The 24,261-nt window shown below is 73.9% G+C and carries 18 protein-coding genes; 12 read left to right on the forward strand and 6 right to left on the reverse strand.

Going from position 1 to position 24,261, the window contains the following annotated elements:
- The first annotated feature begins 179 nt into the window (after positions 1-179).
- A complete protein-coding gene (locus BLT82_RS20015) occupies positions 180-1,070 on the forward strand; it encodes an SGNH/GDSL hydrolase family protein (protein WP_093656713.1) in 891 nt (296 codons plus the stop codon).
- A gap of 394 nt (positions 1,071-1,464) precedes the next feature.
- Positions 1,465-2,691 (forward strand): pyroglutamyl-peptidase I, encoded by a 1,227-nt coding sequence (locus BLT82_RS20020; protein ID WP_244292056.1) that lies wholly within the window; start codon positions 1,465-1,467, stop codon positions 2,689-2,691.
- A 64-nt stretch (positions 2,692-2,755) separates the two neighbouring features.
- Here BLT82_RS20020 and BLT82_RS20025 read toward each other — a convergent pair whose 3' ends face one another.
- Complete coding sequence (locus BLT82_RS20025; protein WP_093656715.1) at positions 2,756-3,652, reverse strand: EI24 domain-containing protein; 897 nt, start codon at positions 3,650-3,652, stop codon at positions 2,756-2,758.
- Positions 3,653-3,888: 236 nt separating this feature from the next.
- Between BLT82_RS20025 and BLT82_RS20030 the strand changes: the two genes are divergently transcribed.
- On the forward strand, positions 3,889-6,447 hold the full coding sequence (locus BLT82_RS20030; protein ID WP_093656717.1) for a M14 family zinc carboxypeptidase: 2,559 nt from the start codon (positions 3,889-3,891) through the stop codon (positions 6,445-6,447).
- 185 nt (positions 6,448-6,632) lie between these two features.
- Here the strand turns inward: BLT82_RS20030 and BLT82_RS20035 are convergent, their stop codons facing one another.
- Positions 6,633-7,055 (reverse strand): organic hydroperoxide resistance protein, encoded by a 423-nt coding sequence (locus BLT82_RS20035; protein WP_093656719.1) that lies wholly within the window; start codon positions 7,053-7,055, stop codon positions 6,633-6,635.
- Positions 7,056-7,282: 227 nt separating this feature from the next.
- A complete protein-coding gene (locus BLT82_RS20040) occupies positions 7,283-8,302 on the reverse strand; it encodes an NADP-dependent oxidoreductase (RefSeq protein WP_093656721.1) in 1,020 nt (339 codons plus the stop codon).
- 89 nt (positions 8,303-8,391) lie between these two features.
- On the opposite strand from BLT82_RS20040, the gene BLT82_RS20045 reads away from it, so the two are divergent.
- Positions 8,392-8,829 carry a MarR family winged helix-turn-helix transcriptional regulator gene (locus tag BLT82_RS20045; protein WP_093656723.1) on the forward strand — a complete coding sequence of 146 codons (438 nt, stop codon included), beginning with the start codon at positions 8,392-8,394 and terminating at the stop codon, positions 8,827-8,829.
- Positions 8,830-8,867: 38 nt separating this feature from the next.
- On the opposite strand, the gene BLT82_RS20050 is transcribed toward BLT82_RS20045, so the two are convergent.
- The gene (locus BLT82_RS20050; protein WP_244292052.1) at positions 8,868-9,593 is read right to left on the reverse strand and encodes an SCO2400 family protein; all 726 of its coding nucleotides are present in this window, start codon (positions 9,591-9,593) and stop codon (positions 8,868-8,870) included.
- 138 nt (positions 9,594-9,731) lie between these two features.
- Between BLT82_RS20050 and BLT82_RS20055 the strand changes: the two genes are divergently transcribed.
- From BLT82_RS20055 to BLT82_RS20085, 7 genes are all read left to right on the forward strand, one after another.
- Positions 9,732-10,289: a hypothetical protein gene (locus BLT82_RS20055; RefSeq protein ID WP_093656727.1), complete on the forward strand. Its 558-nt coding sequence runs from the start codon at positions 9,732-9,734 to the stop codon at positions 10,287-10,289.
- A 124-nt stretch (positions 10,290-10,413) separates the two neighbouring features.
- Complete coding sequence (locus BLT82_RS20060; RefSeq protein WP_093656729.1) at positions 10,414-11,451, forward strand: rod shape-determining protein; 1,038 nt, start codon at positions 10,414-10,416, stop codon at positions 11,449-11,451.
- A gap of 25 nt (positions 11,452-11,476) precedes the next feature.
- On the forward strand, positions 11,477-13,372 hold the full coding sequence (locus BLT82_RS20065) for a GAF domain-containing protein (RefSeq protein WP_244292053.1): 1,896 nt from the start codon (positions 11,477-11,479) through the stop codon (positions 13,370-13,372).
- Positions 13,373-13,525: 153 nt separating this feature from the next.
- Positions 13,526-15,007: an acyl-CoA synthetase gene (locus tag BLT82_RS20070; RefSeq protein WP_093656731.1), complete on the forward strand. Its 1,482-nt coding sequence runs from the start codon at positions 13,526-13,528 to the stop codon at positions 15,005-15,007.
- Positions 15,000-16,358 carry a carboxyl transferase domain-containing protein gene (locus BLT82_RS20075; RefSeq protein WP_093656733.1) on the forward strand — a complete coding sequence of 453 codons (1,359 nt, stop codon included), beginning with the start codon at positions 15,000-15,002 and terminating at the stop codon, positions 16,356-16,358. The genes BLT82_RS20070 and BLT82_RS20075 overlap by 8 nt, the downstream gene beginning before the upstream one ends.
- Before the next feature lie 277 nt (positions 16,359-16,635).
- Positions 16,636-16,887 carry a DUF6400 family protein gene (locus BLT82_RS20080; RefSeq protein WP_093656735.1) on the forward strand — a complete coding sequence of 84 codons (252 nt, stop codon included), beginning with the start codon at positions 16,636-16,638 and terminating at the stop codon, positions 16,885-16,887.
- Positions 16,871-17,116 carry a hypothetical protein gene (locus BLT82_RS20085; protein ID WP_093656737.1) on the forward strand — a complete coding sequence of 82 codons (246 nt, stop codon included), beginning with the start codon at positions 16,871-16,873 and terminating at the stop codon, positions 17,114-17,116. Before BLT82_RS20080 ends, BLT82_RS20085 begins: the two co-directional genes overlap by 17 nt.
- A gap of 146 nt (positions 17,117-17,262) precedes the next feature.
- On the opposite strand, the gene BLT82_RS20090 is transcribed toward BLT82_RS20085, so the two are convergent.
- Positions 17,263-20,946: a S8 family serine peptidase gene (locus tag BLT82_RS20090; protein WP_093656739.1), complete on the reverse strand. Its 3,684-nt coding sequence runs from the start codon at positions 20,944-20,946 to the stop codon at positions 17,263-17,265.
- Between the two features lie 420 nt (positions 20,947-21,366).
- Here BLT82_RS20090 and BLT82_RS20095 point away from each other — a divergent pair, with 420 nt between their 5' ends.
- Positions 21,367-22,632 (forward strand): S8 family peptidase, encoded by a 1,266-nt coding sequence (locus BLT82_RS20095; RefSeq protein ID WP_093656741.1) that lies wholly within the window; start codon positions 21,367-21,369, stop codon positions 22,630-22,632.
- A 348-nt stretch (positions 22,633-22,980) separates the two neighbouring features.
- Here the strand turns inward: BLT82_RS20095 and BLT82_RS20100 are convergent, their stop codons facing one another.
- Positions 22,981-24,240: an MFS transporter gene (locus BLT82_RS20100; protein WP_093656743.1), complete on the reverse strand. Its 1,260-nt coding sequence runs from the start codon at positions 24,238-24,240 to the stop codon at positions 22,981-22,983.
- Positions 24,241-24,261 lie beyond the last annotated feature (21 nt).

Raw genomic sequence — 24,261 nt, forward strand, 5'->3', positions numbered from 1 at the left:
ACACCAAAAAGCGGACAGCATATGACGTGATGTAATTTACTGGAGCCGGCGAGCCAGGTGCCTCTGGTTCGACGTGGGCAAAGCTACCGTGCGACGGGGGCCCAGGTGTGTCGTACAGCCCCTCCCGGGCCCCGTACGCACCAAGCATTCACCCGCCAGGACGCCTCGGGGGAGGGCAGATGCGTGAAATCCGGCGCCGCGCCGTCGCCGCTGCCGTCGCGGCGGCCGTGGCGATCACGGCCGGTCCGGTCGGATGCGACGCACCCCCGGAGCCCCGGCGCGAGTCCGCGGAGCGGCCGAAACCGTCCCCCACGCGGGTTTGGGACCGTGCTCCCGGCTCACTGGCCGCGGTCGGCGACTCCATCACCCGCGGCTTCGACGCCTGCTCGCTGTTCGCGGACTGCCCCGAGGTGTCCTGGGCGACCGGCACCGACACGGCCGTGCGCAGTCTCGCGCTGAGGCTGCTGGGGACGACGGCCGCGACGCAGCGCGCCTGGAACCACGCGCGGTCCGGGGCGCGGATGGCCGATCTGCCCGCGCAGATGACCGCGGCGGCGGACCGCAGGCCCGAGTTGGTGACGGTGATGGTGGGGGCCAACGACGCCTGCCGGGACACCCCCGCGCGGATGACACCGGTCGCGGAGTTCACCGAGTCGTTCACGGCCGCGATGCGCTCGCTGCGCCGCACCGCGCCGAAGGCGCACGTGTACGTGTCGAGCGTGCCGGACCTGAAGCGGCTCTGGTCGACCGGGCGCGGCAATCCGCTCGGCAAGCAGATCTGGAAGCTCGGCATCTGCGCCTCGATGCTGGAGGACGCGGACGACCTGGGCCCCGCGGCCCAGGAGCGCAGGGCGCTCGTGCACGACCGTGTCGTCGCCTACAACCGGGCGCTGCGGGACGTCTGCGCGAAGGACCTGCGCTGCCGGTACGACGGTGACGCCGTCTTCGACTACCGCTTCACCGGCGAGCAGCTGAGCCCCTGGGACTGGTTCCATCCGAGCAGGAACGGCCAGAGCCGGCTGGCGGAGATCGCGTACCGGAACATCACCGCGGCGCGGCCGCCGGCGTAGGCCGCGGACCGGGCGGGCCCCGGGGCGGCTGTCAGGGACCGCCCCGGGGTGATCGGGAGCCCCGGGGAATCACCGGTCGCGTGGCGCTCCCCGTAGGGCGCGCCGGACCTCGTGGAACCGGGGCGAACCTCCAGGATGCTGATTCCCCGTCATGAGTCGTGCAGGCGCGCCGAACCGCCGGCCTCCACGTGACGTGTATCGCGTTTGCGGGCTCCGCTGCCGTGTCCGGCCCCGCTCGGACCGCCACCCCCGCCCGGCAGGCACCGGCTCCCCCTCTGGTCACGCCCCCAACTTCTTTCCCATACTGGCGACTTCGGGCAGAGCGGTTTCGGCGGAGGGATGCGGTGTGCGGCGGACACTCGGGGTGCTGGTCGTGACGGCGGTGGCGGGCACGATGGCCGGCACGGTCCCGGCGAGCGCGGGCGAACCACCGGCGGGGGCGGGGGCTCCGGCCGCGGCGGCCGTGGAGGAGCAGCGGCTGGACCGGGCCGTGCCGCGGGAGATCCTGCGGCGCAGTGGGTTCGACTCCGTGGCGGGCGGGTTCGCCGCGGCGCTGCGGTCGGCGGACTCGTACGCCGAGGCCGGCCGGGTCGTGGACCGGCACGGCTCGGCGCTGTGGCGGCGGGCCGTCGACCGGGCGCAGGGCAGGGGTCCCGCACGCGGGGACCTCAGCCGCGACGACGACCGCCCGCTGTACTGGGCGCGGCTGGGCATGACCCGAGAACTGCGCGCCTGGGAGCCGCGGTTCGCCCTGTCCGCCGAGGCGCGCGAGCGGCTGCTCGGTGAGCTGGAGCGGACCTCCCGCGGCCAGGACACCATGGACTTCCCGGGAGCAGGGAGGACCGTCGGCAAGGGCTTCAAGCGGATCGTGCTGACCGGCTTCGACCCGTTCACCCTGGACCGCGACATCAGGATCAGCAACCCGAGCGGGGCGACGGCGCTCGCCCTCGACGGCACCTGGCTGCGCACCCCGGACGGCGGCCTGGCCCGGATCGAGACCGCGGTCTTCCCGGTGCGCTGGGCGGACTTCGCCGCCGGCACCGTCGAGCGGACCCTGCGCCAACGGCTGCCCGAGGCGGATCTCTTCACGACCGTGAGCCAGGGCCGGGTCGGGCGCTTCGACATCGAGCGCACCAACGGCGCCTGGCGCGGCGGCTTCCCGGACAACGAGAACGTCTCGCGCACGGAGACCGTGCCGGTGGCCGGGCCCGCGGCACAGCCGCAGTGGACCTCGACGACCCTGCCGTACGCGGCCGTCGTGGCCGCGGAAACCGGACGCTTCCCGGTGTACGACAACACGTCCGTCACCGAGATACCCGCGGGCGGCACCGAACCGGTGGTCCGCCCCGACGGCCCGACCTCCGGCTCCACGGCCCGTGCGGGAGGCGGCGGGAACTACCTGTCCAACGAGATCGCCTACCGGGCCACGCTGCTGCGCGACCGTCTCGGCCTGCACGACACCCTGCCCGGTGGCCATGTGCACACACCGGTGCTCGAGTTCGGCGCGGGCAACACCGACCCGGCGACGGGCACCGTGACCGACCCCGGGTTCGTACGGAACCGGCTGGACATCATCGCCCAGGTGCGGGCCATCGTGGCGGTGTCGGCGGCCCACCGCTGAGGCCCACCGCTGAAACCCACCGGCGGGCGGTGGCACTCCGCCCGCCGGTCCTACGGGCCAGCCCTCAGGAGCGGGCCTCGTCCTTGCCGAAGCCGTACGGCGCGGAGGTCTGGCCCTGGTTGCGGCTCGCGTACGGGGCCTGCCCCGGCTGAGGGTGGGCGTGCGCTTCCGGCGCCGGGTACGGGTGGCGGTCCGGAGTCCCGTCGCCGGGCTCCGCCTCGCCCCTGTCCTCCGTCAGGTCGCGCACCAGCAGCGTGGCGCCCGCGACCGCGCCCGGCATCAGCAGCACCGCGACGAACGGGACGAGGAAGGCCAGCGCCAGCGGAACGCCGAAGCCGAGGGTGAGCATGCGCCGGCCGCGGAGCAGCACGAGGCGCTCCCTGAGCTCGACCCGTCGCCGCTGGAGGGCCACGGCGGTGAGCTCCTCGGCGAGGAAGAAGCCGGTGACGCAGAAGCCGAGCACGGGGACGACGGTCTGGCCGACGACGGGCACGAACCCGAGGGCGAAGAGCAGCACGCCGTACACCGCGACGCGGATCACGATCCGCAGGCTGTCCCGTGCGGAGATCCACAGCTCGCGCCAGAGCGGCAGCCCGGAGCGCGGGACCTCACCGCCCTCGGAGCGGTCGACGGCCTCGGAGAGCGACTCGTAGAACGGCTGGCCCACCAGGAGCGTCACGGCGGTGAACGTGATCACGGCGAGGAAGAGGCCGAAGACCCAGACCAGTGCCGTGAGGAAGCCGCGGAACAGCCCCTGCCACGGCGACGACCAGTCCGCCGCGAACGGGGTGGCCCAGCTCACGAGGTCGTCGGCGCCGTAGGCGAGCCCGACGAGGGCTCCGGCGTACAGCACGAGGGTGATCAGCCCGGGCAGCAGCCCGATGCCGAACCACCGGCCGTGCCGGCCCACCCACTGCTGCCCCTTCACCAAGTAGCCGAAGCCCGCACCCAGATCACGCATGCGCAACACCCTATACGGGGACCGGAACCCCCGGTCGTGGGCCTGTGGACGAAGTCCGCCCGCCTGTGGACCGGGGCTCCGCGGCGGGCCGCGCCGGCAGCGCCGCCGTCCCGCGGCTCCCCGGCCGGCACGGCGGACCGTCCCCCGTTCGCCACTCAAGCCCCTCTTGTCGTGCCCCAGTTGAACAGGTAGACCCTGCGTACCGAACGCTTCCGACCCACCGGAGGTCCGTACGCATGGGCATGTCCAGATCCGTCCTGGCCGCCACCGCGGGCGCCGCCGCCGTCGCCGTGGCGGGTGCGCTGCTCCTCGCCCCCGGCCCGGCGGCGGCCGTCCCGGGGCCCGACGTCCCCCACCACGTACGCGAAGGAGCGGGCCGGGACACCGGGCGGGACGCCGCCCCGGTCGGGGCGGGCGCGCTGCGGGCCCTCGAGGTCGCGGAGCCGGGGCTGCGCAAGGACGGCGGCTATCCGCGGCGGACGGCACTCGCTCCCCCGCCGGTGAACCCCGCCGACAAGTCGGTCAAGCTGGGGCTGGCCCCGTACCACTCGCTGGCGCCCCGGCTGAACGCCCTGCAGGGGCTGGGCGACCGGGTCAGCGTCGAGATCGCCGGGCGCTCGGCCGGCGGGCACGATCTGTACCTGGTGACCGTCACCGCTCCGGAGACCGCCAAGGAGGCCCGTGACCAGGAGCGGATGCGCGAGCTCATCGAGAACCGCCCCGCCGTCGCGGCGCGGGACCGGCACGTCAAGGCCGCCTACAAGACCCCGGTCTTCCTCAACAACAACATCCACGGCAACGAGTGGGAGGGCACCGACGCCGCACTGAGGCTCATCGAGGAGCTGGCGCGGGCGAAGGACGCGCGGACCGCGTCCCTGCTCGCGAGGAACCGGATCTACGTCAACCTCACCGCGAATCCGGACGGCCGGATCGCGGGCACCCGCTCCAACGCCAACGGCTTCGACCTCAACCGGGACTTCATCACCGCCTCCCAGCCGGAGACCCGCGCGATGCGCCGGATCACCGTCGACAAGCAGCCCGCGGTGATGCTCGACCTCCACGGGTACGTCAACGGCACGCTGATCGAGCCGACCACCCCGCCGCACGGCGAGAACTACGAGTACGACCTCTTCCTGAAGAACGCCTACGCGAACGCGCTGGGCATGGAGAAGGCCGTCAACGGCCTCGGCTACACCCCGGAGAAGGACGGCGTCGAGCCGGCCGCCATCCCCTTCCGCGACCAGGAGGAGGGCTGGGACGACTGGCCGCCGATCTTCACCCCGCAGTACATGCCGTTCCACGGCGCGGTGGCCTCGCACACCATCGAGTTCCCGATGACCGTCAACAACCGGTCGTACGACACCCTGCCCGTGGCCGAGCTGCGCCGCAGGGCCGCGATCAACACGGACATCGCGGGTGCGGCGATGCGCGCCGCCCTCGACTGGACGCACACCCACCGGGCGTCCGTGATCGCCGACCAGATCGAGACGTTCCGGCGCGGCGCGGCGGGTGAGGCCCAGCGGCCGGTGTCGGAGGCGACCGTGCCGGGCGTGCCCGGGATCGGCCCGGAGGACGTCTACACGACGACGTTCCCGCGGGCGTACGTCATCCCGGCGGGTGCCCGTCAGCGCAGCGCGACGGCGGCGGCGCGGCTCGTGGACCATCTGGTCGCCAACGACGTGCGCGTGGAGCGGGCGCGCTCGCCCTTCCGGGCGGCGGGCCGCGGCTACCCGGCCGGCACGTACCTGGTCGACATGCACCAGCCCAAGCGGGGCCTGGCGAACGTGATCCTCGCCGACGGCCGGGACATCAGCGCGGACGTCTCCACGATGTACGACATCTCGGGCTGGAGCCTCGGGCTGCTGTGGGGCGCGACCGTGGACGAGGTGACCGGGGGCGCCGTCGGGGTGGACGGCCGGCCCGTGCGGTCCGCCGCGCCGGCGGGCTCCGTCGCGCGCCGCGGCGACCTCCGGCTGCGGCTCGACGACCCGAGGGAGCTGGCGGCGGTCAACTCCCTCCTGGCCCGGGGCGTCCCGGTGCGCCGGGCCGCCGACGGTTCGGCGCTGGTGCCGGGCTCGGCGCGGGCGGAGGCGAGGGCGGCGGCCGCCCGGTACGGAGTGGAGTTCCGGGCGACCGGGGAGCGGAGCCCGGTACCGCTGAGGCGGACGAGGGTGGCCGCAGCGGTGAGCGCCGGGGAGCTGTTCGCGCTTCGCGAGATGGGCTTCGACGTGGTGCCTGTGTCGGCCGACGTGCTCAACGCGGGCTTCGACTGGTCGTCGGCGGACGCGCTGTTCGTGTCCTCGGGCCTGGACCTCGCCAGGCTGACCCCGGCGGCGCGGGCCGCCCTCGACGGCTTCCTCACCCGGCGCGGTACGGCCGTGGTCGCGTCCGGCGCGGCGGGGGCCGCCTTCAACGCCTCCGCCGGTCTGCTGCCGGTCCGTGCGGTGGAGGGCAACGGGGACGCCAACGGTGTCGTACGGGTGGTCAATTCCGGCCGGATCACCGCGGGCGCCCCGCCGCACACGTTCGTCTACTCCCCGATGTGGTTCACCGACCTCGGCCGGGGTGTGCGCGCCGAGCAGTACTACGCCTCCGGGAACCCGCTGGTGTCGGGACACTGGCCGGCGGGTGCGGACGGTACGGGCGGCCCGCGGGACGCGGCGGGCAGGGCGTCGGTGGTCGGCGGCACGTCGGCGTACGGCGGCCCGGTGGTGCTGTTCGGCACCGAGCCGCTGTTCCGCGACCATCCGAAGGGTGTGTTCGCGCAGGTCGGCCGGGCACTGCTGCTGCGCTGAACGGGCGTGGCCGGACCGGCGGCGATACCGACCGGTCCGGTGTGCCCGTGAGTCGGGCGTGCCCGCGACGAGGGGGCCGGGCGGGCAGGGCGGGCCGGGCGCGCGACGAGGGCCGCACCCCCCGGGGGGTGCGGCCCTCGTCCCGTGCGTCGGGCGGGTGCGCCGGGCGGCCCGGCACACCCGTGTCAGACCGCGAGTTCGACCGTGATGTTGCCGCGGGTGGCCTTGGAGTACGGGCACACCTGGTGGGCCTTCTCGACCAGCTCACGGGCGGTGGCGGCGTCCACGTTCGGGATGACCGCGGAGATCTTCACGATGATGCCGAAGCCGTCGTCGTTCCTGCCGATGCCGACCTCGGCGGTGACCGTCGAGCCGGAGACGTCGGCCTTCTCCTGGCGGGCGACGACGCCGAGCGCACCCTGGAAGCAGGCGCTGAAGCCGGCGGCGAAGAGCTGCTCCGGGTTCGTGCCCGCGCCGGAACCGCCCATCTCCTTCGGCGGGTTGACGACGACGTCGAGCTTGCCGTCGTCGGTGGCGACGCGGCCGTCACGGCCGTTCTCCGCCGTGGCGACCGCGGTGTACAGGACGTCGGACTGCTGGATCGACATGGGTCTGGGTTCCTTCTGTCGTTCGCCGCGGCTCGCGCCCACGACCGCGACGGCTGAGCCGAGTCTAAGGGCTGTCCGCGATCCCCAGCCGGCGCGCGTCGACAGCCACGGCACCTCGCTGCGTTGTCGGATCGCCCGAGTACGCCCGGTATGAGGGCGACCCTCCGCCTTGCGATGCACCGCATCCGACGCCGCGAGCTGATCCACCGGTGACTACGGGACAGCCCTCAGCGGGTCAGCGAGACGATCATCTTTCCGGTGTTCTCGCCGCGCAGCAGGCCGAGGAACGCGTCGAAGCCGTTCTCGATGCCCTCGACGACCGTCTCGTCGTACTTCAGCTCGCCCGAGGCCAGCCAGCCCGCGACCTCCTGGACGAACTGGCCCTGGAGCGCGCGGTGGTCGTTGACGAGCATTCCCTGCAGCCGCAGGCGCTTGCCGATGACCAGGGCGAGGTTGCGCGGCGCGGGGGTGGGCTCGGTCGCGTTGTACTGGGCGATCATCCCGCAGATGGTGGCGCGGCCGTGCACGTTGAACGAGGAGATCGCGGCCTCCAGGTGCTCGCCGCCGACGTTGTCGAAGTAGACGTCGATGCCGTCGGGAGCGGCCTCCTTCAACTGCTCGGCGACGGGGCCCTTCTTGTAGTTGAAGGCGGCGTCGAAGCCGTACTCCTCGACGAGGAGCTTGACCTTCTCGTCGGAGCCGGCCGAGCCGATGACGCGCGAGGCGCCCTTCAGCTTCGCCATCTGGCCGACCTGGCTGCCGACCGCACCGGCCGCGCCCGAGACGAAGACCGCGTCGCCCTCCTTGAACGACGCGACCTCGAACAGCCCGGCGTAGGCGGTGAGGCCCGGCATGCCGAGCACGCCGAGGTAGGCGGAGAGCGGGGCGACGGAGGCGTCGACCTTGACGGCGTGCCGGGCCTCCACGTCCGCGTACTCGCGCCAGCCGAGGCCGTGCAGGACGTGGTCGCCGACCGCGAAGCCCTCCGCGTTCGAAGCGACGATCTCGCCGACCGCGCCGCCCTCCATGGGCTGGTCCAGCTGGAACGGCGGTACGTACGACTTCACGTCGTTCATGCGCCCGCGCATGTACGGGTCCACGGAGAAGTGGAGGTTGCGGACGAGGATGCGCCCCTCGCCCGGTTCGGTCACCGGGGCCTCACGCAGGGCGACGTCCTCAGGCTGGGGCCAGCCGTGCGGGCGGGAGACGAGGTGCCATTCGCGGCTGGTCGCGGGAAGTGCGGGCATGGTGCGGGCCTCCTAGAAATGCTTCATGTTCTGAAACAACCATGCGACTGAATATTTCACGTTGTCAAGTATCTGGGTATGCTGACGGCATGGCCACCACGCGCACGGACCCGCTGACCCTCGAGGTCGTCGATCTCATCGGCACCGTCGTGGCGCGGTACCACGACGAGTACGAGGAGGTCGCGGCGCGCTACCACCTCACCGGCGCGCAGGCCAGGGTGCTCGGGCTGCTGTCCATGGAGCCCACGGCCATGCGCCGGATCGCCCTGAAGCTGAAGTGCGAGCCGTCGAACGTCACGGGGATCATCGACCGGCTGGAGGCGCGCGGCCTGGTGGAACGCCGGCCGGACCCGGCCGACCGCCGGGTGAAGATAGCCGCGGCCACGGACGAGGGCCGTCAGACGGCCCGCGAGCTCCGCGACGCCCTGCATTTCGCGCGCGAGCCGCTCGCGGAGCTGTCGGCGGAGGAGCGCAGGACGCTGCGGGACCTGCTGCAGCGGATGCTGGGCGCCGAGGCCGGCGCGTAGGCACCCTGCGCGGCGCGGTACCGGACGGGCTCAGGGCGCTACGAGCACCAGAAGATCAGCCAGCAGTCCCTCGTCGGCGTCGGTGAGGGCGACGGCTCCGCGGGGGGCGGAGGCGGCGGCGGGGACGAAGGCGACTGCGAGGGCTCCTGCGACGGGTCGCCCGTCGGGGACGGGGCGTCGTCGTCACGCGGATCGGACTCGGCCGGCGCCGATTCCGTCGGACCCTCCTGGGGCTCGGACGCCTCCACCGTGGGTCTGGGGCTGCCGCGCCCGACCGCTCCGGTCGGCCTGGCCGTGGCGGACGTCGTCGTGGGCGGCTCGCTCACCGCACTCGGCCCCGGCGGCGGCTCCGCGCTGCCGGTCGGCTCGGGTATGTCGTCGACCTCCAGGGACTCCTGCTCACGCACCTCGACGGAGGTGTCGTCACCGCCGCCGGAGGACTCCCGGGCCAGTTCCGCCAGGCTCAGCGCGCCCGCGGCGAGCGCCAGCCCGAGCGTCCCCATGAGCACCTTCCGCCCGCGCTTGCGGCGCGCCCTGCGGGTGCCGGCAGCCTTGCGGGCGCGACGGCCCTGAGCACCGGCCCGGCGGCGGCCGGCCGGCGACCGGTCCTCGTCGCCGTACGCGCCGCCCAGTTCGACGACGACGTCGCTCTCGGCCGCGGCGGAGGCGGGCCGGAAGTGGCGCAGTTCCTCGGCGGGAGTACCGCACCCGGCGCACGCCAAGGCCCCGTTGAGGTGTCGGCGGCACTGGTGGCAGTAATCCATGGCTCCCGGAGCGTATGCAGCGATGCGACACCTGAGGTAGGCGGGACTGTGAGGATCCTGTGTGGAATCCGAAGTTCCTCGGCACGTCGGCTGGTCAGGCCGTCCTCACGGACCGGTCCATACGGGCACGATGAGGGCATGAACCCCTTCGGACCGCGCGCGTTCCAGCTCGTCCTGCTCCGCCGGATGGCCGACCATCAGCCGGAACTCGTCGAGGAGGCCCGCCGTGAGCTGGGGGCGTCGGCCGGTGAGATGCGGGAGGCGAACCGCCGGTGGCAGGCGATCGTGCGCTCCCCGCGCGCCCGCGGGTCCCTCGCCCGGTACCGCTCCGTGCTCGGCGAACCGGAGTCCACGGACCGCCGCAGGATCGGCGACCTGGAGTGCGACGCGCTGCGGTGGCGCGTCCCCCTGTGGCCCGACCTGCGGTTCGAGGTGCTGGCCGGGCCGGGCGGGGCCGTCTGGAACGAATGGCTCGTACGGGCGCCGGGTGCCCCCGGGCCCGAGCTGCGGACGGCGGACGACCTGCGCCCCTGGTGCTGCACGGTCGACGAGGTCGCCGCGGCCTTCGCCCCGGTACGGCCGATGGAGGGCACGGCGCCCACCCGCTGGCGGCTCGCGTTCGAGGTGCCCGACGGGCGCTCGTGCGTGGCGGAATTCACCTGGGGCCTGCTGCAACGCGTCGCCTACGCCTCCTGATGTGACGTCACGCCCCGGCACGCGTCCCCTCGTGGACCGCACCCCCGACCGGCTCAGCCCAGCGCGCGTCACGCGCCCGGCGATCGCAGGATGCGAGGAGGGAACCGTCTCGGGAGGACCTGCCATGACCGTAAGTCTTGAGCAGTTGCGCCGCTGCCACGTCGCCGTCGACCTGGGCGCCGCGCGGACCCGGGTCTACGTGAAGGGCGTCGGGCTCGTCGTCGACCAGCCGAGCGTCGCCGCCGTCAACATCCGCAACGGCGCTCTCATCGCCGTCGGCGAGTTCGCCGAGCAGATGACCGGCCGCACCCCCGACTACATCCGGGTGATGCGCCCGGTCTCCGGCGGCACCGTCGTCGACATCGACATGGCCCAGCGCATGCTCCGCCATCTGCTCGGCGAGAAGCTCCGCCGGCAGCTGCGCCGCAAGCCGCGGCTGCGCGCCGCCGCGTGCACCCCCCACGAGGCAGATCCCCTCGCCCAGCGCGCCACCGTGGAGACGCTGGTCGGACTCGGGGCGCGGCGGGTCGAACTGGTCGACACGCTGATCGCCGCGGCCGTCGGCTGCGGACTCCCGGTGGAGCAGCCGACCGCCACGATGATCATGATGTGCGGCGCGGCCACCACCCAGGTCGCCGTCCTGTCCCTCGGTTCCATCGTCACCGCGGCCCGCATCCCGGTCGGCGGCGAGGCCGTGGACCACGCCGTCATCCAGCACCTGCGCCACCAGCACGAGCTGATGCTGCCGAGCCAGTCGGTGCGCCCCCTCCAGATCGCGCTCAGCGAGAACGGCCTCACCCTCCAGGGACCCTCCACCACCGAGATCCACGGCCGGGACGTGGCGACCGGGCTGGCGCGGTCCGTACGGGTCGACACCGCCGCGGTCCGGGACGCGATCCACACACCGCTCACCGCGGTGCTGGACGGCATCGGCAAGATCCTGCGCGACTGCCCGCCCGACCTCGTCGCCGATCTCGCCGACCGCGGGATCATGATGGTCGGCGGCAGCGCGCTGCTGCCCGGACTCGACCAGATGCTGCGGGACGCGACCGGTATGCCGGTCCTCATCGCCGAACGGCCCGACGTGTGTGCGGTGCTGGGACTCGGGGAGATGCTGGAGGGCAACATCTCCTCGATGGTCCTCTCCCCGCTCACCGCCTGAGCCCGCCCCGGACCCGGGCCCGGTGATGCCGCCTGCCGGTACGTCGTCGGAGGGTCCCGCACCGGACGGCTCCGGGCGGGACGGCACCGCGCCGGACGGCCCCGCACCGGACAACTCCGAGCCGGCGGGCACCGCGCCGGACGGCCCCTCCCCCGGGGCCTCGGAGCCGCCCGGCCCGGTGTACGAGCGGCTGCCGGCGCTGCTGGAGGCGGTGCTCGGCGTCGGCACCGACCTCGAACTGCGCGCGACGCTGCAGCACCTCGTGGACTCGGCGACCGAGCTGACCGGCGCGCGCTACGCGGCGCTCGGCGTCGTCGACCCGGAACGCGACACGATCACCGAGCTGTACACCTCCGGACTGAGCGATGCCGAGCGGGAGCGGATCGGACGGCTCCCCGGCGGCCACACCGGCCTCATCGGCGCTCTCATCGAGGACCCGCGGCCCCTGCGCGTGGACGACCTGGGCAGCGACCCGCGCTCGGCCGGGGTGCCGGAGAAACATCCGGCGATGGAGTCCTTCCTCGGCGTACCGATCCGCGTGCACACCGAGGTGTTCGGCAACCTCTACCTCGCCGAGAAGCGCGAGGGCCCCTTCACCGAGGACGACCTGGCGCTGCTGAGGGTCCTCGGCGCGCAGGCCGGTATCGCCATCGGCAACGCCCGGCTGTACGAGACGGCCCGTCAGCGGGAGCGCTGGATCGAGGGCGCCGCGGCCGTGACCAACGCCCTGCTCACGGGCGAGGCCGCCGCTGACGCGCTGATGACGGTCGCCGAGCGGGCCCGGGTGCTCGCCGACGCCGACGCCGGTGTCGTCCTCATGCCCACCCCGGGAGGCGGCATGGAGATCGTCGCGGCCTCGACGCTCGACGATCCCGGGGACCTGATCGGCACCACCATCGAGCCCGGCTCGGACGTACTCGTCCAACTCCTCGGCGGGGAGCCGGTCTTCATCGAGGACTCCGCGACGGACCCGCGGATGACGACGCCCGTACGGCACCGGTTCGGTCCGTCGATGATGCTGCCGCTGCAGAGCTGCGGGCGCCTGATCGGCACGCTCGCCCTGCCGCGGCGGCGCGGCGGGCGCCCGTACACGGCGGTCGAGCGGCTGCTGGCCTCGCAGTTCGCCTCCCAGGCAGCCATGGCTCTGGTCCTCGCGGACACCCGGCACAACCGGGAGCAGCTCGCCGTGTACGAGGACCGCGACCGGATCGCCCGGGATCTGCACGACCTCGTCGTCCAGCGGCTGTTCGCCACGGAGATGATGCTGGAGTCGACGCGGCGGCGGGCGGCGGACCAGTCGGCGGAGAACGAGCTGCTCGGGCGGGCCATCGACGAACTGGACTCCACCATCCAGGAGGTCCGGACCGCGATCTTCGCTCTCCAGCAGCCCCCGGCGGACGCGTCGGCGTCCTTCCGCGGCCGGGTGCTGCGGGAGACCGGCGGCGCCGCGGGCCGGCTCGGCTTCCGGCCCTCCGTGCACTTCGCCGGGCCGGTGGACGCCCTCGTGGACGAGGAGCACCAAGACGCGCTCCTCGCAGCACTGCGTGCCGCGCTCACCGCGGCGCGTCGGCGGCCGGGCCTCACCGCGGTCGACGTCGAGGTCGACGCCACCGGGACCCTCCCCGACGGCCGCCGCGCCCTGCGCCTCACCGTCAGCGACAACGCGCCGCGGGACGTCGGCGCAGACGTCGGCGCAACGGACGACGGGAATCGGCGCGGCACCGAACCGCCGCCCGTGGAACGGACCGGCGCCGCGCCTGCCCACGCGCCCCCGGACGACACCGCGCCACACCGTGTCGCACCGGACGGCACCGCGCCCGACCGTGTCGCCCCGCGCGGTGCCGCCGGGAGCGAGGGTTCGCCCGGAGGCGAGGGTTCGGCCAGGAGCGGCACGACGGTGGTGTGGGAGACGCCCCTCTGACCGCCCCTCTCCGACCTGCCGCCGGCGCACCGTCCCGTCCCGCTCCGGGCCCGGGCGTTCGTTACGCACGGGTAGGTGTTCGCGGGGAGAATGGTGGGGCCGCGGGCGCCCACGACCTGCCCCGTGCGGAAGCGACTTGAGGAGGACGGACCCGTGAGTGCTCTCTTCCCGGCTCTGGCGGCCGTCGCGGACGGCACGTCCGGCGACGTACGGCACCGGCCCGCGCTGTGCTTCGGCGACCGGGAGCTGACGTACGGCGCGCTGGCGTCCGCCGCCGGGGCGACGGCGGAGCGGATCGCCGGGGCCGGCAGGGTCGCGGTCTGGGCCACGCCCACGCTGGAGACCGCCGTCGGCGTGGTGGCCGCCCTGCTCGCGGGGGTGCCCGCCGTACCGCTCAACCCGCGTACGGGAGAGCGGGAGCTGGCCCACATCGCCGGTGACAGCGCGCCGCGGCTGGTGCTGGCCGGCCCGGACGACGAACTGCCGCCCGCGCTGGCCGGGTTGGAGCGGATCGACGTCCGCGTGGCGGGGGCCGGGGACGAACCGGTGGGTGGTGGCGGTGGCCTGCCGGCCGAGCCGGGTCCCGAGGCCCCGGCGCTGATCGTCTACACCTCGGGGACCACCGGCCCCCCGAAGGGCGCGGTGCTGCCGCGCCGGGCGATCGCGGCCACCCTGGACGCGCTGGCCGACGCCTGGGCGTGGACGGGCGACGACGTCCTCGTCCACGCCCTGCCGCTGTTCCACGTGCACGGGCTGATCCTCGGCGTCCTGGGGCCGCTGCGGCGGGGCGGCTCGGTGCGGCACCTCGGGAGGTTCTCGGCCGAGGGCGTCGGGCGGGAGCTCGGGGCCGGCGGGACGATGCTGTTCGGGGTGCCGACGATGTACCACCGGCTGGCGGAGGCGGTGGGCGGCGACCGGGAGCTGACGCGGTCCCTCGCCGGCGCACGTCTGCTGGTGTCGGGCTCGGCGGCGCTGCCCGTCCACGACCACGAGCGGCTCTTCGCGGCGACGGGCCGGCGGGTGGTCGAGCGGTACGGAATGACCGAGACGCTGATGAACACGAGCGTCCGGGTGGCCGGCGAACCGTGCCCCGGATCGGTGGGCCTCCCGCTGCCGGGTGTGGAGTTGCGGCTGGTGGAGGAGGACGGGACGGAGATCACGGACCTGGACGGTGAGACCGTCGGCGAGATCCAGGTGCGGGGGCCGAACCTGTTCACCGGCTATCTGAACCGGCCGGACGCGACCGCGGCGGCCTTCGACGGCGACTGGTTCCGCACGGGCGACATGGCGGTCCGGGCCCCCGACGGGCAGGTGCGGATCGTGGGCCGAAAGGCGACGGACCTGATCAAGAGCGGCGGCTACAAGATCGGCGCCGGTGAGATCGAGAACGCGCTGCTGGAGCACCCGCAGGTACGGGAGGCCGCGGTGACCGGCGAACCGGACGACGACCTGGGCGAGCGGGTGGTGGCGTGGGTGGTGCCCGCCGATCCGGCCGGTCCGCCGTCCGGGGACGAGCTCGCGGACCATGTCGCGGCCCAGCTCGCCCCGCACAAGCGCCCGCGCACGGTCCGCTTCCTCGACGCGCTCCCCCGCAACGACATGGGCAAGATCATGAAGCGGGCCCTCCATGGCTGACGCCCTGACGGCACGTGAGGCGGCGGCCCTGGCCGCCGACGTCTTCGAGGAGCACCCGCAGACAACGGCCGAGGACCGCTCCGGGGACGGACCGCTCGGGTGGGACGGATACGCGCGGTCGAGGGCGCGCGCCGAGACGCGGACGGGTGAGAGGGAGTCCGTCGTCTGGGGGACGGCGCACATCGGTGGCCGGCCCGCCGTGCTGGTGTCGTTCGAGTTCCGGTTCCTCGGCGGGTCGCTGGGCCGGCGGACCGGGGACCTGCTGGAGGAGGCGTACGCGCACGCCCGCGCCGAGCGGCTGCCGCTGGTGTCGCTGATCGCGACGGGCGGCAGCAGGATGCAGGAGGGCATGGTCGCCCTCGGCCAGCTCCAGCGGGTGGCGCGTGCCTCGGCCCTGACCCGCGCGGCCGGGCTGCCGCAGCTCGCGGTGGTCCGCGACCCCACCACCGGCGGCGGCTGGGCCACGCTCGGGGCGGGCGCGGACGTGATCCTCGCGCTGCCGGGAGCGCAGGTCGGTTTCGCCGGGTCCCGGGTCAGGCCGCCGGATGCGGACCCGTCGGCGTACACGGCCGAGGGGCAGCTGGCCGCGGGGCAGATCGACGCGGTCGTCGCCCCGGAGCGGCTGCGTCCGGCGCTGTCGCTGTGGCTGCGGCTGCTGACGGGCGGCACCAGGGAGCCGGTGCCGGGCGGCGCGCCGGTCCCGCCGCCCCTGGCGCTCGACGGCGCGTACGGCGCCGCGGCCACCGGCTGGGAGGCCGTGCGGCGGGCGCGGGCGCGGCACCGGCCCCGTGCGCAGGCGTATCTCGACGCGTGGTTCGACGAGCGGGCGGACGTGCACGGCGACCGGTGCGGCGGTACGGACCCCGGGATGATCTGCGGCTTCGGCCTGCGGGAGGGCCGGGTGGTGGCGTACGCCGCCCAGGCCGGGACCGCGACCCGGCCCGCCGGCTACCGCACGGCGGCCCGGCTGGTCCGGCTCGCCGACCGGCTGGGGATACCGGTGCTCACCCTCGTGGACACGCCCGGTGCCGCGAACGACGCCGAGGCCGAGCGGGGCGGGGCGGGCGCGGCCATCGCCGACGTCTTCGCGGCGGTGGCGTCGGTGCGCGTCCCGGTGACGACGCTCGTGATCGGCGAGGGAGGTTCCGGCGGGGCGCTGGCGCTGGCCGCTCCCGGAAACACCTGGGTCACGCCCGACAGCTACTTCTCGGTCATCGCGCCCGAACTCGCCGCGGCGATCCTCAAGCGGGACCCCTCCGAGACACCGGCGACCGCCGACCAGCTCCGGCTGCGGCCGCGGGACCTCGTCGAGCTCGGGGTGGTGCGGGGGATCGTGGCCCGCGCAGAGTGACCCGGCGATCCGGCCGTACCCGGGTGAACCGTGCGGTTCGAGGGATCCGCGCGACCCGGGTGAACCGTGCGGTTCGCGGAATCCGCGCGGCCCGGGGGATCCCTGCGGTTCGCTGGATCCGCGCGACCCGGCGTGCGGGGCCGAGTTGTCCGTGTGGGGGCCCATGAGGTGCGTCACAGCAACTTAGGCAACCCTTCCCTCGCGCGGTCGCCTCTGGTAGACGTGGCACTCCGCCCGAGAGGGCCACCGCACCGCAGCACCACCGGAAGTGTCGCCCATGGACCAGGACCGTTCGCCCGACCTCATACCGTTCGAGATCGACCTGACCTTCGAGGAGGCCCGCCGCCGGGCCGAGGTGGTGGCCGCGCTGGGACCCGACTGGGACCCCGTGGCCGCGCTGGAGGGCGAGGAGGCGGCGTACGCGCTGCTCTACTCGGGTCTCGACGCCGAGCAGCAGCGGACGTACGACATGCTCGTCGCCGCCGGGGTCCTTCCGGAAGGGGGCCCAGGCCGTGCGCCTTCCCATTGATCCGCAGGCCGACATCGCCCGCCGCGCCTGGCTGCCCTGCCCCGCCTGCGACGACGCACGGGACTGCGCCACCTGCGCCGACCGGCGCAACTGCGGGGAGCACTGGCGCTATCTGATCTCCAACCAGGGCGCGGTGGTCCACCTGCAGTGCCCCGGCTGCACCCACATGTGGTCGGTCGACACCCGCCGCCGCGCCAAGCGCCCGGCGGGTGACCCGCCGCCCTGCTGAACCCGGGCCGCAGCCCGGCGGGTGACCCGCCGCCCTGCTGAACCCGGGCCGCACTGCAGAACCACGGCCCTCGGGCCGGGCGTGGAACGGCCCGGTACGGCGCCGCTTCGCCGTACCGGGCCTGCCCTACCGGTGCCGCCGGCGCGTCATTCCACGCCGACCGCCCGGATGATCTCCTGCTTCACCGAGCCGCCCCGGTCGTCCGACGCGGAGGCCCGCAGCGAGACGAAGCCGGCGCCCTTCGGCACGGTGAGCGACGTCTCCCACGCCGCGCGAGCCCCACGCTCGTGGTCGAGCCGAACCTTGTGCCAGGTCGCCCCGTCGTCGTACGACACCTCCAGCGTCGCCCCGGTGATCCGGCCCGTGCCGGTGGCGCCCTTGACGTACTCGGAGAAGACCCCAACGTCGAGCTTGCGCCCGGCGCGGACGTTCCCGGTCAGGTCGGTGTCCACGTCGAAGCCGAGGTTCAGCATCGGCAGGAGGGTTTCGCGGTCGGCCGGGGTCTCCTCGGAGCGGAAGGTCCACTCGGAGTGCCCGCGGGTGGACAGCCGCCACCGCTCCGGGTCCAGCGTGGTGTCGGTGACGACCCGGAACTCCTGCTCGGTCGGTTTGACGTCCCAGGCGTACGCGCCGGAGCTCATCCGGCGGTCGACCCGCTCCCCGTCCACGTACACCTCGGTGAACTGGGTCATCGAGTCGTCGCCCCAGACGTTGCCGAAGCCGGTGTGGTCGGGGCCCGAGTCGCCCCAGCCCGGCGTGTTGAACCTCAGGTCGTTGCCGGTGCGCTGCTGGCCCCAGCCGAGACCGGTGCCGAGCCACGGGTGCCACACCGGCCGGAACCAGTTCAGCGTCGTGCGCGTGCCGCCCCGGTACACGGGCGTGCCGCTGCGCTGCTCGATCGCGTCGGGGCCGTTGGTGACGGACTCGTGCCAGCGCTGGCCGGGGCCGGTGCTGACGTAGTCGGTGCGCTCGGCCGGGAAGGCGATCCGCTCCGGGAAGCCGAACCCGATCGGGAACGTGTCGGTGATCGAGTAGCGGAACTCGCCGCCGTCCGCGGGGCGGGTGCCGTGGAAGCGGCTGTCCAGAACGGCGAGATCCCGCTTGCCGGGCCGGAAGACGAGGTCCTCCGGGACGGCGCCCGGGTGCCCCTGCGAGAGGTCGTACACATACGGCGTGTACCGGGTGCCGGTCAGCTCCAGCCGCTGGTGGCGGGCGGCGGCGGAGCGCAGCCGCGCCCCGTCAGCGGAGCCCACGGTGGCCACGTGCAGCGGACGGGTCTCGTAGTCGGCGGTGCCGAACCAGGCCATCAGCCGGCCGGGCACGTCGTCGGTGACGAACAGGGCCTTGGCGCCGGCGTCCTCGGCGTTCTGGGCGAGCTCCACGGGCCCGACCGCGTCCGTGTGCCGTACGACGACGGCCTTGCCGCGCACGTCCTTGCCCCGGTAGGCGGCCGTGTCACCGGCGCCCGCGTCCACGACCGGGAGCCCGAGGCCGCCGTCGAGGACGGTGCTGCCGGGCTGCACGGTCGCGTCGGCGAGGCGCTTGCCGCCGGCCTCCGCCTCCAGCAGCGGCTTGCCGAGCCGCCAGACGGTCCGGTACTCGAAGGTGCCGGTGGCGGGCCTGCGGGTGGGCGCGGCGAAGACCGAGTCGTACGTCAACGGCACCTGCACGGCCCCGCCGTAGGAGACGCCGTTCGCGTCGCGGTCGAACTCCATGAGGAGCTGACGGGTCTCGGTGCGCCTGTCGACCTCGGCGCGGATCTCGCGCAGCCGGCGGCCGTCGAGGGTGATCTCGCGATCGCGGTCGAGGGTGATCTCGGGTTCGCCGAGGAAGCCGAGGCCGAGCGAGTCGGCGCCCTTGCTGCCGCGTACGTCGAGGAAGGTCGAGGCGGTGTACGTGCCGGGCTTCAGACGCAGTTCGAGCGTGCCGGAGGCGCCGACGTCGGCCGGGAACGGGTCCTCGCCCTCGGCGAGCCGCTGCACCACGAGTCGGGTCGCGGCCGGGGCCCCGTCACGGTCCTTGACCCGGACCGTGAGGGTGTACCGCTCCTCCTCCTTGACCAGGCCGAAGGCGGTACGGGCGGCGACCGTGCCGTCGGCCGCGGTGGCGGTGATCCGGCCGCCGTTGGTGCCCACTGCGGCCTTGGCCCCGTCGCCGGTGACGGTGGTCCGCGCGGTGCCGTGGGCCGGAACGGTGAGGGTGGAGTCGGCGAGGGTGGCGACCCCGGCCGGAGCTCCTTCGACGGCCAGGTCCAGAGTGACGGGCGTGTCACCGGAGTTGGCGTAGGTGAGGGTCCTGGTGACCGGCTCGTTGCCGTCGTACGGCCAGGCGAGGAAGCCGAGGTCGGCGGAGCCGGTGGCGGTGATCCGGGCGCGCGTCGCGGCCGGTACGTCCACCCGGCCGGCGCCGAGGGCGTACGGCGACTCGTCGAGCGGCTTCGAGGACGACATCAGCGCGTCCTTGAGCTGCGCCCCGGTCCAGTCGGGGTGCTGCTCGGCGAGCAGCGCCGCGACGCCCGCGACATGCGGCGTGGCCATGGACGTGCCGTCCATGGAGGTGTAGAGGCCGCTGCCTGGGGCCAGTTGGGAGCGGGCGGCGAGGATGCCGACGCCGGGCGCGGAGAGATCGGGCTTGAGCGCGTTGTCCCGGTACCGCGGCCCCTGGCTGGTGAACCAGGCGGCCCGGTCCCCGGAGTCGACGGCGCCGACGGTGAGCGCCGAGTCCGCCGCACCGGGCGAACCGATGGTGCCGGGGGCGCCGGAGTTGCCGGCCGCGATGACGAACAGGGCGCCGGTCTCGGCGGAGAGGGTGTCGACCGCCTCGGCCATCGGGTCGGTGCCGTCACTCGCCTCCCGGGAGCCGAGGCTCATCGACACGATCTTGGCGTCGATGTCCTTGGCGGCCCACTCCATGCCGGCGATGATCTGCGACTCGCTGCCGAAGCCCTCGTCGGAAAGGACCTTGCCGACGGCGAGTTCGGCACCGGGCGCGACGCCCTTCTCGCGTCCGTCGGACGCGGCACCGCTGCCGCCGACGGTGGAGGTGACGTGGGTGCCGTGGCCGTCCTTGTCGGCGACCTCCTGGCCCTCGACGAACGACCTGCTCGCCGAGATCCTGTCCCGGAGGTCGGGGTGTCCCGCGTCGACCCCGGTGTCCAGTACGGCGACCCTGACGCCCTTTCCGGTGAGCCCGGCCTGCCAGGCGTCGGGAGTGCCGATCTGGGCGTTGGACTCGGCCATGTCGGCGCGCACCCGGCCGTCCAGCCAGATCTTCTCGATGCCTCCGGAGAACGTGCGTCGCACACCGGAGCCGGAGCCGGTGACGGCGCTCCAGAGGACGCCCGGTTCGGCGGTCATCGCGACACCGCCGACGCTGGGCAGATCCCGGGTGACGTCACCGCCGCGCGGGGCGGCGGCACGGGCGCCCCCGGCGTAGGTGACGATCAGCGGGAGATCGCCGTCGACGCCCTGCGCGACGAGTCCGGTGACGTCGAAGAGGCGCTCGTCGAGGACGCCTGCGTCCAGGTAGGGGCGGGCCTCGTCGGGTACGACGGTGACCCGGCCGTCCACGATCTCGCTGCGCACGGCGCCGGTGGCGCCCTCCCGGCGGTCCACGGCGACGGCCTTGCGTCCGCCGCCGAGTTCGGTGACGGTGACCGTGTCCCCGGTGATCAGCGTGACGGTGTGCCGGGCGGGGGCCTGGGACGGGGCGCGGGTCCCGGTGCCGTGCTGCGGTGACCCGGCGGCGAGGGCCTGTCCGGCCGGGAGCAGGGCGAGGGACAGGCCGGCGGCGAGCAGCCGGGCTCTCCTTCTCGCGGGCGCTCTGGTCATGGATGTCTCTCCTCGTACGCCCGGTGACGGGGGGTGACGGGCGTTGGCGACGAGTCTGGGGGCTGGGAAGTCGGTTGGGGCGGCGGAGCGTTGGCGGTTATCTGCCATGGCGGCTACTTGCCATGGGTGCGGTGCGACCGGGACGCCCGCCGGGGGCGGGGCGTCGGGCCGCCGGGTGGGACCGCCCGGACGGCCGGGCCACCGCGCGCGGCCCGCCGGGGGCCGGGATCCGCGAATTCTTCAGGGCATATGACGCAGCTATATGGATGACGAGTAGTCAGCAATCCGGTGACCGCCCGGATGTCGGACCGCCGCACCTCCCGCGAGCTGCTAGCTGTAAGCGCCAAGGACATTGACGTTCCGGAACAGACCCGGCGAAAGCCGGTCGGCTTCCGTCGACTTACTCAAGAAAGGTCTGGGATGCCCAAGATCTTCGGCGCTGCACTAGTCGTCCTGGCACTCGCGGCCGCTCCCTCCGCCACCGCGGTCGCCGGCACGACCGCACAGCCCGGCCAGACCCACGGTCAGACCACCGGCCGGTACATCGTGACGCTCAAGGACGCCTCCGAGGCGGGGAGCGCCGACGCGGCCGTGAACGCCGCCGTCGTGCGGGCGTCGTCCATGGGCGCCAGGGTGTCGCACGTCTACCGGCACGCCCTGCACGGCTACGCGGCGTCGATGTCGGCGGCCACGGCGGCCGCGCTCGCGGACGAGCCCGGAGTCCGGTCCGTGGAGCCCGACCGTCCGGTGCGGATCGCCGCCCAGTCGGTGCCGACCGGTGTGGACCGGGCGGAGGCCGACCTCAGCCCGACTGCCGCGATCGACGGCAAGGACACCAGGGTCGACGCCGACGTGGCGGTCATCGACACCGGTGTCGACGCGGGCCACCCCGATCTCAACGTGTACAAGGCCGGGGGCAAGAACTGCTGGCTCCCGATGCTGCCGCCCATGGACATGCACGGTCACGGCACGCATGTGGCCGGCACGATCGGCGCCCTCGACAACGACACGGGCGTGGTCGGCGTGGCACCGGGCGTACGGATCTGGCCGGTGCAGGTGCTCAGCCCGTTCGGCTCGGGCAGCACCTCGAACGTCATCTGCGGCATCGACTACGTCACCGAGCACGCCGACGAGATCGAGGTCGCCAACATGAGCCTGGGCGGCTCGGGCAAGGACGACGGCAACTGCGGCAAGTCCAACAACGACGCCATGCACCAGGCGATCTGCAACTCGGTGGCCAGGGGCGTCACCTACGCGGTCGCCGCCGGCAACGACCACAACGACGCGGCCGGCTTCGTCCCCGCCGCCTACGACGAGGTGATCACGGTCAGCGCACTGGCCGACTTCGACGGCAAGTCGGGCGGCCTCGGCAGCGCGACGTGCCGCACCGACCGGGACGACACCCTGGCGGACTTCTCCAACTACGGCCGCGACGTGGACCTGATCGCCCCCGGCGTGTGCATCCGCTCCACCTTCAGGAACGGCGGCTACTCCACCCTGTCCGGCACCTCCATGGCCGCGCCGCACGTCGCGGGCGGCGCGGCCCTCCACCGGGCGACCCACCCGGGCGCCTCCCCCGCCGATGTGAAGTCGGCGCTGGTGAACGCGGGCGGCATGGACTGGATCTGGCCGTCGGAGGACCTCGACGGCATCAAGGAGCCTCTGCTGAGGCTCCGCAACTTCTGACCCGGCCGAACGGGGCGGCCCCGGGGATCCCCGGGCCCCAGGCCGGGTTCGGGGACGCGGTCTGGGCCCGGCGCCCCGGGGACCGGAAGGTCCGGTGACGGGCCCGGCACCTCGGGGGTCCGGGGATCGGAGGCCCGTGCCGAGGGCCGCCCTCGGCACGGGCCTCCGGACGCCGCGACGTCAGGGCGTCAAGGCGTCAAGGCGTCAAGGCGTCAAGGCGTCAAGGCGTCAAGGACGTGACGCGTACCCGACGGCGTGAGGGCGTCAAGGCGTGACAGCGTTGCTGACGGCGTGAGGGCGTGACGGCGTCAAGGCGCGAGCGTCACCGGGGGAACGGCTCCACGGTCGTCACGGCGTCGGCCGACGGGCGTCGTAGCGCACGAAGCCCCTGCCGCGCAGCGTGAGCAGACCGATCGCCAGGACGCAGGCGAGCCCGCCGCCGGTGACGGCGACGGCGGGCGAGGTGAGGTCGGCGACCGAGCCGGCGAGGAAGTCGCCGAGGCGGGGGCCGCCCGCCACGACGACGATGAACACCCCCTGCAGGCGGCCGCGCATCTCATCCGGCGCGGCCGCCTGCAGCATGGTGTTGCGGAAGACCATGGAGACCGTGTCCGCGCAGCCGGCCAGCGCGAGGAAGAGCAGTCCGAGCCAGAGGTTCCTGGTGAGACCGAACACGGCGATCGCGGTGCCCCACGCGGCCACGGCGAGCAGGATCGCCACCCCGTGCCGCCGGATGCGCCCCTGCCAGCCGGAGAACACCCCGCCGAGCAGCGCGCCGACGGCGGGCGCCGCGACGAGCAGACCCGTCGTACGGGCGTCCCCGCCGTACCAGAGCCCGGCCACGGCCGGGAAGAGCGCGCGCGGATGGGCGAGGATCATGGCGCAGAAGTCGGAGAAGAACGTCATCCGGATGTTCGGCCGGGTGGCGAGGAAGCGCAGCCCGTCGAGCACGGACGCGCGCCCGCCCTTCGCTCCGTCGCGGTCGGGCAGCATCGACGGCAGCCGCCACATCGCGTACAGCGCGGCGCCGAAGGCGACGAAATCGACGAAGTAGGCGGACTGGTAGCCGCCGTAGCCGACGATCAGTCCGCCCAGCATCGGGCCGAGCAGCATGCCGGACGTCATCGTCATGGACGAGAGGGCGTTGGCGGCCGGCAGCTGTTCGGGAGGCAGCAGCCTCGGGATCATCGCGCTGCGGGCGGGCGCGTTGAGCGCGGCGCACACGGCCTGGAGCGCGACGACGCCGTACAGGAACCAGACGTGGTGGAAGCCCGCGAACGCCGCCGCGGCGAGCGCGGCCGACAGTCCGGCGGAACCCGCCGCGCTGTAGAGCCCGAGCGCGCGCCTGTCCACGGTGTCGGCGACGGCGCCCCCGTACAGGCCGAAGGCGATCAGCGGGACGAGGGAGAAGAGACCGACGAGCCCGACGGAGAACGTCGAGTGCGTGATGTCGTAGACCTGGAGCGAGATCGCCAGGGTGGTCATGCCCTGGCCGATCCAGGAGACCGTGTTGCCGAACCAGAGCCGCCGGTAGTCGGCGGAGGCGCGCAGCGGTGTGAGGTCGGCGAGTATGCGGGGCCTGCGGGCGGGGGTGCCGGTGGCGGTCATGCGCGGACCGTCGCACGGCGG

Origin of the sequence: Streptomyces wuyuanensis, from assembly GCF_900103455.1 — a bacterium.
Taxonomy (GTDB): domain Bacteria; phylum Actinomycetota; class Actinomycetes; order Streptomycetales; family Streptomycetaceae; genus Streptomyces; species Streptomyces wuyuanensis.

What these genes read in the sequence shown, in the direction of transcription:
- BLT82_RS20015 (WP_093656713.1), top strand. Translation starts at nt 180, where the DNA reads ATGCGTGAAATCCGGCGCCGCGCCGTCGCCGCTGCCGTCGCGGCGGCC.
- BLT82_RS20020 (WP_244292056.1), top strand. Translation starts at nt 1,465, where the DNA reads ATGGCCGGCACGGTCCCGGCGAGCGCGGGCGAACCACCGGCGGGGGCG.
- BLT82_RS20025 (WP_093656715.1), bottom strand. Translation starts at nt 3,652, where the DNA reads ATGCGTGATCTGGGTGCGGGCTTCGGCTACTTGGTGAAGGGGCAGCAG.
- BLT82_RS20030 (WP_093656717.1), top strand. Translation starts at nt 3,889, where the DNA reads ATGGGCATGTCCAGATCCGTCCTGGCCGCCACCGCGGGCGCCGCCGCC.
- BLT82_RS20035 (WP_093656719.1), bottom strand. Translation starts at nt 7,055, where the DNA reads ATGTCGATCCAGCAGTCCGACGTCCTGTACACCGCGGTCGCCACGGCG.
- BLT82_RS20040 (WP_093656721.1), bottom strand. Translation starts at nt 8,302, where the DNA reads ATGCCCGCACTTCCCGCGACCAGCCGCGAATGGCACCTCGTCTCCCGC.
- BLT82_RS20045 (WP_093656723.1), top strand. Translation starts at nt 8,392, where the DNA reads ATGGCCACCACGCGCACGGACCCGCTGACCCTCGAGGTCGTCGATCTC.
- BLT82_RS20050 (WP_244292052.1), bottom strand. Translation starts at nt 9,593, where the DNA reads ATGGATTACTGCCACCAGTGCCGCCGACACCTCAACGGGGCCTTGGCG.
- BLT82_RS20055 (WP_093656727.1), top strand. Translation starts at nt 9,732, where the DNA reads ATGAACCCCTTCGGACCGCGCGCGTTCCAGCTCGTCCTGCTCCGCCGG.
- BLT82_RS20060 (WP_093656729.1), top strand. Translation starts at nt 10,414, where the DNA reads ATGACCGTAAGTCTTGAGCAGTTGCGCCGCTGCCACGTCGCCGTCGAC.
- BLT82_RS20065 (WP_244292053.1), top strand. Translation starts at nt 11,477, where the DNA reads ATGCCGCCTGCCGGTACGTCGTCGGAGGGTCCCGCACCGGACGGCTCC.
- BLT82_RS20075 (WP_093656733.1), top strand. Translation starts at nt 15,000, where the DNA reads ATGGCTGACGCCCTGACGGCACGTGAGGCGGCGGCCCTGGCCGCCGAC.
- BLT82_RS20080 (WP_093656735.1), top strand. Translation starts at nt 16,636, where the DNA reads ATGGACCAGGACCGTTCGCCCGACCTCATACCGTTCGAGATCGACCTG.
- BLT82_RS20090 (WP_093656739.1), bottom strand. Translation starts at nt 20,946, where the DNA reads ATGACCAGAGCGCCCGCGAGAAGGAGAGCCCGGCTGCTCGCCGCCGGC.
- BLT82_RS20095 (WP_093656741.1), top strand. Translation starts at nt 21,367, where the DNA reads ATGCCCAAGATCTTCGGCGCTGCACTAGTCGTCCTGGCACTCGCGGCC.
- BLT82_RS20100 (WP_093656743.1), bottom strand. Translation starts at nt 24,240, where the DNA reads ATGACCGCCACCGGCACCCCCGCCCGCAGGCCCCGCATACTCGCCGAC.